The following is a 7,399-nucleotide window of genomic DNA, read 5'->3' on the forward strand; positions in this document are numbered from 1 at the left end:
CTTCGTTTTCTTAGTAGAATCGCTGGTTGCAGTCAAAATTCCGCGATTTCGCGGAGGTGGGACCAGTGCAGTCGAGGAGCTGAACGGTCGGTGGGACGTCTCATATCCCAAGGGTTGTAAGACGTGAGAATGCCCTTCGGTACACCGCCAGCGCGCCTACCCACACATAGGACGAGGTGGTGACCGAGGGACTGAAGAAGCGCCGGTTCCTGACTACCGAGCAGGCGGCCGCAGAGCTGAACTTATAGCGCTTCAGCGCAAATAATACAAGCAAATCTCAGGCCCAAATTCCTTGTTTAATCAGCATGCTTACCTTTGCGTTTGTGTGGTGGGGGTCATAAGGAAACCGAACTAGGAGAACAACACCATGAACATCATGAGGAAAGCCGGAGCCGGAATCGCGCTCACGGGCTCACTCTTGCTGGGTGGCGGAGCACTAGCAGGTCCCGCAGTAGCTGCACCCAACCAGACCCAGGATGGGCTAATCAACGTCGCTATCGGTGACGTAACCATCCTGGAAGACGTCAATATCGGCGTCGCGGCACAGGTCGCAGCAAACATCTGTGGAGTCAAGGTTGGACCGGTAGCTGTCCTGGGACAGGCCGTTGACCGTACGGGCGCCCCCGCGACGGTCTGCACGACCGACCAGGGGCCGATCACCCTTCGCCAGAACTGACCCGAAGGGTTAGCAACCGCTGACCCTGCAGCCCTCAAACGCCACAGCGCGTTTCCCGACTGCACCGAGGGACTGAATCCGAGAGGTTCGGTCCCTCCCCTTTTGCCCTGACGCCCGGCCGTTGGGAGCCCCGCAGGTGCGAGGCAGCCTATTTTCACTGATTGTCGTCCTGAAACGCAGCATAAGTTCTACTACACGGAATGTCCGAGTCGACTCTACGGAGATCCCGCCGCGCCGGCTGCAGAGGGGGAGCATATGCCGGGCCCGGCGGACTCGTCTCTGAAGCGGCGCAGGTCCGCCCTGACCTGCATGTTGTCGAACCCAGTGCGGGCGACGGCGTGGTTGTTTACGGACTAGCTGAGTTGCCGACGCCGGGCACTAAAGTGGCACGTGCCAGATCCCAGGCCGGGCGCGGTGTCTCATAACCCATGTGTCCCGAACCCGAAGCCCTCACCATAGACGGCGTTGAGGCGGCCCATGTGGTACGCCAGCATCTGCAGCTCCTCCAGCGGCCACTCGCCGAGGCGCTCAAAGAGCACCTGCCGGCGGGCGTCCTGGACCTGATGCATCTCTTCCTCGCCCTTCTCCGTCAGCCGGATGAACTGTGCCCTGCGGTCCTGTGGATCTGACTCCCTGTAGAGAAGGCCGACGCTTTCCAGGAACGCGATCTGTCGGCTTATCGATGGCTTGCCGACACCCATGACGGAAGCAAGGTCCGTGAGCCGGATGGGGCCCTCCCTGCGGATGGCCGTCAGCAGCCCATAGGCAACCGGTTCCATGTCCGGATGGACCTTGCGCGCCAACTGATGCGACATTGAATGCGCACGGCGCAAGAGCAGGCTCATTTGGTGTTCCACTTGCTGAAGGGCATCGTCCACGGCTTCCGCTGGCAGCCCCGAAGTCGGCGTGCTCTGGCGACGGGTGCTCATAGCAACCATTCTAGAGTCCGGGACTAGAGACTCTCTCAGTGAGGGTCCTCCGCCGCTGGTCACCAACGTAGGCGAGCATTTCCTCGGGCGCAGGGGCAACAGCGGCGGGAGTAAAGGACCGACGACGGAGCTGGGGGCCGCTGGCATGGGGGGACACCTGTCGGCTGTCCGCCGCCGGCCGGTTACAACTTTACGCCGATACAAAGGTAGGCGGCGGCCGTTACCGTCATGCCGGTCTAACCAGTAATCGGCGTCGGAGGGCACCGGGGCGGAACGGGGAGCTTATGGTTCGTCTGGCGGCATCTCGGGCTTCCGGCGGACGTTGCAGGGTGGCAGGTCAGCCGGGTCGTGGACATCGCGGAGGTGGACGAGGAGAGCCTGTTCGGGATGACCGGGATTCTCCGCCAGATGCTCGAGCAGGGAGAAGTACATGTCAGGATCAAGGTCCGGATCAGCGAGGATCTCGTTGATCAGGCGCCGGAGCTGAAACTGCAGAAGTCCGCCTTGGGCGGCCCCAACCGGCGGGGCTTCGTGACCCACGCCCATCACTGCATGCGGTTTGGCGTGACGCTGCCGGTAATCACCCAGTGGGGGAAACTCGAGAATAGTCATCAGTTCTGCTCCTTTCTTTCGCCCGCCGCGTCGGCACTTCGGTCACCCCCGTCGGAGGCGGCGCAGGCCAACCCGGTCTCTCCGGGGAACACACCCTTCACTTGCCTTACTTCTAGTCTGCCGCGGCGCCGTGATGCATTCCCGGTAGACCTTGGAACGTTGCGGGGCCCCGTCCTCATGCCGCCGGCCTGTGCGGAGCACCCGCCATGTTCGGCCGCGATTTCTGAGTGAGTGGTATCGGTTCAAAGGGTTCGTAGGGTTTCCTCAAGGTTCCGGTGACAGGATCCTGGTATCTGGCCAACGAAGCGCCCTCCGGGCCAGTCCGCCGGGCCCGGCAAATGCTCCCCCCGCTACAGCCGGCCCGGCGGAAACCTTTGCTGGAGGCGACTTCCGCGCCCGTAAGCCGGTCCTCGTACAAGATTGTCTTGGCGGTGCAGGCGGCCTTCCTGGGACAAAGTGCAGACGAATGCTCGAATGGCACACAGTCAGGTAGGCCGCGTGCAGTGTCTCAGAACCCATGTGTTCCGGATCCCGTGCGATAAAGACAGCGTAAAAGCCCTGGAATTTTGCGTGACCGATCGATGACAGAATGCCGCTACCCAGCGTTGAAGTCCAAAGCACCGAGTTGTGCAGACGGCTTCTGACATGCTGCGCAGTCAGCTTCTGAAACTGACAGCTCTGACTGCCGTCAACTTATTCGTGTCCCTCACCGAGATACACGCAGCAATCGGTGCTGTGACAAAGCCAAGAACGAGCGCGACTGTGGCGGCCACTGCGATGACGGTTAATGATGGATCTATGACTGCCTCCTTGATGAAGTGAGACTACGCGACGTCGGGCTCAATGATGCTTAACTGCCGAGCATGGAAGCCAAAAATGAAGGTCGGGTAGGCAGAGTCACCCGGGATGCCAGGCCACTTGGACCGGTCTCAGGTATCCGCCGGTGATCCGGCCTTCTTGATGTACTCCTCGACGGCGTCTTGGGGAATGCGGTAGGAGTTGCCGAAGCGCACCGAGGCCAAGGCGTGGGCCTGGACCAGCCGGTAGACGGTCATCTTTGAGACGCGCAGTATCGTGGCCACTTCGGCGATGGTCAGGTAGTGGCTGGGTAGGTTGGCAATGGACATGGCAATCTGACTCCTGCGGTTCGGATCCGAGCTGGGTTGGGCGGGTTAGCGTGGTTTGCTCTGGCTGCTAGTCAGGACGCCTCAGCTGCCGGTAGTCGTAGAAGACGATCTTGTCTGCCGCCTGCAGCCCCACGAAGGTGCCGTTCTTGACGGCCACCAGGCCTTCCCTGCGGCCGTTGAAGGGGTCATCGCCGACGACCACTTCACCGAGTTTGTAGGGAACAGCCATCGTCCGTGCACGGGCGATGGTCTGGTGGACGAACGTGGTCAAGCGCCCGGCTCGTGTTCTGGAAGCCGGCGCGCCAGCATGGATTTCCCCCATTGAAATTCCCCCATTGGAATCTCTTGCGCAGTGCTAAGACATGCACTGCTGGTGCGGGTCCGGGTGTCTGCGGAGAATGGTCTCCGTACCGGAAGCACCATAAAAACAGAATATCCGCAAGTCACATCAGTAACAATAGGCGCCATTTGCATCAGCAGGAACATTTTGGTAACGGGCGTGCTGCTCCTTTCCTGCCCCCGATCGCGCAGAATGGGACCGCCGGTGAATGACGGCAGCGGAACGTGCCGCCCCAAGCTCATGGTCGAGGCCGCCACACTTTGAAGATCGCTTGCCGCTAGCGGCAGCGGGCCAGCGGCACGTGCGTCATCCGTCGGACGTATCAGCGGCAGGCGACACCCGCGAGAAATGGCGGCCGCGGAGTTGTCGGTGAGATGCCGACTTCCGCGTGCGGCGGACGAGTGCTCCAAGGGTGACTACCAGGAACTCGACTGTGGCAGCGGTTGCGAGCAGAACGATAAAGGCCGCGAGCTGACCGAGGAGCATCAGAAGCCCGATACCAAGGGTGCCGGCGAAAACAAGATTGAAGACCAGGATGGAGGAGTCGTGCATTCAATAGCCACCGGGCGGTCGTTGATTGGGGCTCACCGCACGAACCGGCGCCGGCAATCCATCGCCGATCAGCGACTCAGGCTGCCGGGGTGACATATGCCGATAGGGTCTCTCGGTCGAGGTCCCGCTTGGCGGTTGAAACGCGGCCGTATCCGATGTCCATGCCCGTGAGCGTATCGGAAGTCGGTCTGCATCAGAGCTTAATTTTGGAAATTAACTGCCCAAGTTGAGCTGCAGCGGCAGGTCTCAGGTTCAGGCATCCAATCCTTGGCCAGACGTCCTTCACAGATGGCAGTCAATAACGACCGTTTCTGACCTGCCTTCGGCAAGCCTCCGAGAAAAGTCGAAAAGGTCTTCCTATCGTTGGTCTGTGACTTTCGGCGATAAATGGCGGTGTTCTGTGATCGCTAAATGTCGCGCCCGGTAGGCGGCCAGCGTCTCGCATGGCTAGGGTTTTGAGGCGCAGAGGTTTCGAGACACACCGAGTCGGATTTGGAGGCTGACTCAGGTGTCCGTAAGGGGATTACCGGACACCTGTCAAAAGCCCGGGTTGATCCCTTTATACTTCACGACTGGTTTTCAACTTACTCTCTCGCGCGCGCCCGCGTTCGCCCTCGTCCATCGATTTGTCAACGATTCTAATATCCACATCGGATGGGTCGTCGTCGAGATAAAGACGTCCAGCTTTGTGCAATTCCAAGCCAGCATCTAGGTATGGGCGCATGGTGTTCCGAGCTACACCTGTCTCGCGCTCCAATCGACGGCGGTTGATCTCGCCATTTCGAAGTCTTGACGGATCCAGCGCCATTCGAGTCCACACACGGGAAAGCCTAACGATCGCTTTCTTCCGAAGAAGCTTTACGGGCGTGTGCGGGTTCTGGTTGTACCAACCGGTGCTGTCTTCATCCAGGCGAGGATCGACATTGATAATCGCCAGTAGTCCTTCTGCAGTTTCAGGAAGGTGGCGTTCCGAACTTCGATCGGAACTCTTCTCACTGGTGGACGGTTGCATCACGCGAAGTAATTCCAGTTCCTCTGATGCTGTGCGGAACCGTCGAGCCAGCTCTTCTAGGAGTTCCTCACTCGAAAAATCCGAAAGACTGACAGGCTGGTTTTCCGACTCAGCAATTTCATGCGATTTATCCCCGATCATGCCGCCACACTATCGAATCTCGGGACTTGCCTTAGCAGCAAGTTTCGCCGGGACGGACGTGGAGTGCCTCTGCCTTGTCCGCCTTCTCGGCTTTTCTGCGCTGGTACCCCTCGATGCCCCTCTTCGCACCGATAACGGTGGCGATCAGGGCCAGGACGCCGCCAGCAATGAGCCATTCGATGAGCTCGTCATGTTCTTTTTGGGCCTGAACTTTTTCCTTGGCGGCTTGGGATGCCTGGTAGTTTGCCTCATACTCGGCCTGCGCGGCCTCCTTCTCGGCCTGCTTCGCAAGCCGGTCTGCAGCAATGTCAGCGCGTACTTTCGCGAGTTTTTCAGGCGAGGAGTCAAGCACGTCGATGATGCTGGGGTCGAAAAGTGTCGTGGGATAGGCCTTGTGGTACCAACCGCTGTGCCCATTGTCGTAGTCCCGCTGGACTCCGTACTCTTCACCTTTCGAGGTGAGACCGTACGCACCAGGCTTCCCGTACAGGAAGTCCTGATCTTTCAGCAGGCGATTGACCTCAGCGCTGCTTGCGCCGATCTGTTCGCAAATCCTTGTAGCTGATAAATCAAACTTCCCCACGACGTGCCCCCAACTCCAGGATCATTTTTTCAACTGGTTCATTGTAGGGTCGCTCACTGGGTGCTGCCAGCGCATAGTGCTGTCTCATAACCCTTGGCATACGAGACGTCTCCTTGGACCAGCCGACGGCTCTGGCGGCCGTCCCCGAATTTCGGTGGTGTGGCGTTTCGTGAGTCTTGGGATGCGTAAGAGAATACCCAAAGAATATTTATTTCTTATTTGGCAGGTAGGGGTTGTTTCTGGCACTCGCCGCCGTTGCGGCGGCTATGTCACTGATAAAGTTTCCGTATGGCACGAAAAACAGTGATTAGTCTCGAAGACGATCTCGACGGCTCTGAAGCCAGCGAGACCGTCCAATTTGCCATCGACGGCACAGAATATGAGATTGACCTTAACGAAGAGCACGCCAGCGAACTTCGCCAAACACTCAGCCGGTTTGCTGACGCAGCCCGTAAGTCTTCCGGTAGCCGCGGCCGACCGGCTGGGCGCAGGTCTCCGTCGAGCAGCAGCGACGCCAAGGTGATTCGTCAGTGGGCGCTGAATAAGGGCCTCAGCGTCAACGCGCGCGGCCGTATCCAAGCGGACATCGTAGCGCAGTACCAGGCCGCGCACTGAAAGCCTGTCCCGACCAGAGGTCGGTATTCGACCGGCCAGCACCGGCAGATTTAGGGCCCAGCTGGAAAACGGCATATCGATTGCAATCAGGACCAGAATTCCATACGGATTCTGGTCCTGATTGCTTTATTCGTGTAGTCATCAGCAAGAGAGCCTTCGTCCGGCCTCTCTTAGACCGATTTAGGCTGAATTGATAAGGGCCGGACGGCCTCTACGAGGACCGCTAAGCCGACGGGCCGCATTTCTGACCTACAGCACGAATTCTCTGAACGGGGTGACCGCAGCAGACGAACTGTGCGGCTCTCTGTACTAAGCCCAGAGACATCGCGTCGAGCAAAAATGGCAGAACCGCCTCCCGGAACAGGTTGTTGAACGGTACCGATACAGGCCTGTTTCTGTGGTGCTGTCCGTCGTAGGCTGTGGGCATCCATCACACCCAGGAGGCACCCATGCGCAGGGCAGAACCTATGACCGAAACCGAGCAGGTCCACCGTCTTTCCGAGAATCTCATGACCCATCTGGTCAAGGGCAGGGAATGGGCTACGCCTGGGGTCCAGGCTGCACTGCAAAGAGCGGTGGCCGGGCTGGATACTGGAATTGAAACTGCCTCCCCGCGCCTACAGGCGGTTTTGCGTCGGCTCGCCGACGAGCTTGCAGGCGGCGTGGAGACACTCACTCCGCGGGTCCAGGAACGTTTGCAGCGGGTTGCACCGAAATCCGTTCCCGTCACTGATGATGTTCCGGCTGTGGCCGGGCGGCCTGCGTCGGGGAAGTTATGGCGGATCGTCGGCCTTGTTGCCATCGTCGCAAGC

The 7,399-nt window shown here is 59.4% G+C and carries 10 protein-coding genes; 3 read left to right on the forward strand and 7 right to left on the reverse strand.

Annotation, left to right across the window (positions count from 1 at the left end; all coding sequences use genetic code 11):
* Positions 1-367: 367 nt before the first annotated feature.
* Complete coding sequence (locus J7I85_RS24600; protein WP_214858584.1) at positions 368-676, forward strand: hypothetical protein; 309 nt, start codon at positions 368-370, stop codon at positions 674-676.
* A 419-nt stretch (positions 677-1,095) separates the two neighbouring features.
* On the opposite strand, the gene J7I85_RS24605 is transcribed toward J7I85_RS24600, so the two are convergent.
* The 7 genes from J7I85_RS24605 to J7I85_RS24635 all read right to left on the reverse strand — a co-directional run bounded on the left by J7I85_RS24605 (position 1,096) and on the right by J7I85_RS24635 (position 5,972).
* On the reverse strand, positions 1,096-1,614 hold the full coding sequence (locus tag J7I85_RS24605) for a MarR family transcriptional regulator (protein ID WP_214858596.1): 519 nt from the start codon (positions 1,612-1,614) through the stop codon (positions 1,096-1,098).
* A gap of 273 nt (positions 1,615-1,887) precedes the next feature.
* Positions 1,888-2,217, reverse strand: coding sequence for a hypothetical protein (locus tag J7I85_RS24610; RefSeq protein ID WP_214858599.1), 330 nt, complete (start codon positions 2,215-2,217; stop codon positions 1,888-1,890).
* Positions 2,218-3,146: 929 nt separating this feature from the next.
* Positions 3,147-3,344, reverse strand: a complete 198-nt coding sequence (locus tag J7I85_RS24615; protein WP_214858602.1) for a helix-turn-helix domain-containing protein — start codon at positions 3,342-3,344, stop codon at positions 3,147-3,149.
* Positions 3,345-3,411: 67 nt separating this feature from the next.
* Entirely contained in the window at positions 3,412-3,615 is a 204-nt protein-coding gene (locus J7I85_RS24620; RefSeq protein ID WP_214858604.1) for a hypothetical protein, read from the reverse strand.
* A 375-nt stretch (positions 3,616-3,990) separates the two neighbouring features.
* The gene (locus tag J7I85_RS24625; RefSeq protein WP_214858606.1) at positions 3,991-4,236 is read right to left on the reverse strand and encodes a hypothetical protein; all 246 of its coding nucleotides are present in this window, start codon (positions 4,234-4,236) and stop codon (positions 3,991-3,993) included.
* A gap of 559 nt (positions 4,237-4,795) precedes the next feature.
* On the reverse strand, positions 4,796-5,389 hold the full coding sequence (locus J7I85_RS24630) for a hypothetical protein (protein WP_214858608.1): 594 nt from the start codon (positions 5,387-5,389) through the stop codon (positions 4,796-4,798).
* A gap of 31 nt (positions 5,390-5,420) precedes the next feature.
* On the reverse strand, positions 5,421-5,972 hold the full coding sequence (locus J7I85_RS24635) for a hypothetical protein (protein ID WP_214858610.1): 552 nt from the start codon (positions 5,970-5,972) through the stop codon (positions 5,421-5,423).
* A 288-nt stretch (positions 5,973-6,260) separates the two neighbouring features.
* Between J7I85_RS24635 and J7I85_RS24640 the strand changes: the two genes are divergently transcribed.
* The gene (locus tag J7I85_RS24640) at positions 6,261-6,587 is read left to right on the forward strand and encodes an Lsr2 family protein (RefSeq protein WP_214858613.1); all 327 of its coding nucleotides are present in this window, start codon (positions 6,261-6,263) and stop codon (positions 6,585-6,587) included.
* Positions 6,588-7,036: 449 nt separating this feature from the next.
* The coding region (locus tag J7I85_RS24645; protein ID WP_214858614.1) for a hypothetical protein at positions 7,037-7,399 on the forward strand (363 nt) is incomplete at its 3' end.

It is taken from the genome of Arthrobacter sp. ISL-65 (genome assembly GCF_018613795.1).
Lineage (GTDB): Bacteria > Actinomycetota > Actinomycetes > Actinomycetales > Micrococcaceae > Arthrobacter.

What these genes read in the sequence shown, in the direction of transcription:
- J7I85_RS24600 (WP_214858584.1), top strand. Translation starts at nt 368, where the DNA reads ATGAACATCATGAGGAAAGCCGGAGCCGGAATCGCGCTCACGGGCTCA.
- J7I85_RS24615 (WP_214858602.1), bottom strand. Translation starts at nt 3,344, where the DNA reads ATGTCCATTGCCAACCTACCCAGCCACTACCTGACCATCGCCGAAGTG.
- J7I85_RS24605 (WP_214858596.1), bottom strand. Translation starts at nt 1,614, where the DNA reads ATGGTTGCTATGAGCACCCGTCGCCAGAGCACGCCGACTTCGGGGCTG.
- J7I85_RS24610 (WP_214858599.1), bottom strand. Translation starts at nt 2,217, where the DNA reads ATGACTATTCTCGAGTTTCCCCCACTGGGTGATTACCGGCAGCGTCAC.
- J7I85_RS24630 (WP_214858608.1), bottom strand. Translation starts at nt 5,389, where the DNA reads ATGATCGGGGATAAATCGCATGAAATTGCTGAGTCGGAAAACCAGCCT.
- J7I85_RS24625 (WP_214858606.1), bottom strand. Translation starts at nt 4,236, where the DNA reads ATGCACGACTCCTCCATCCTGGTCTTCAATCTTGTTTTCGCCGGCACC.
- J7I85_RS24640 (WP_214858613.1), top strand. Translation starts at nt 6,261, where the DNA reads ATGGCACGAAAAACAGTGATTAGTCTCGAAGACGATCTCGACGGCTCT.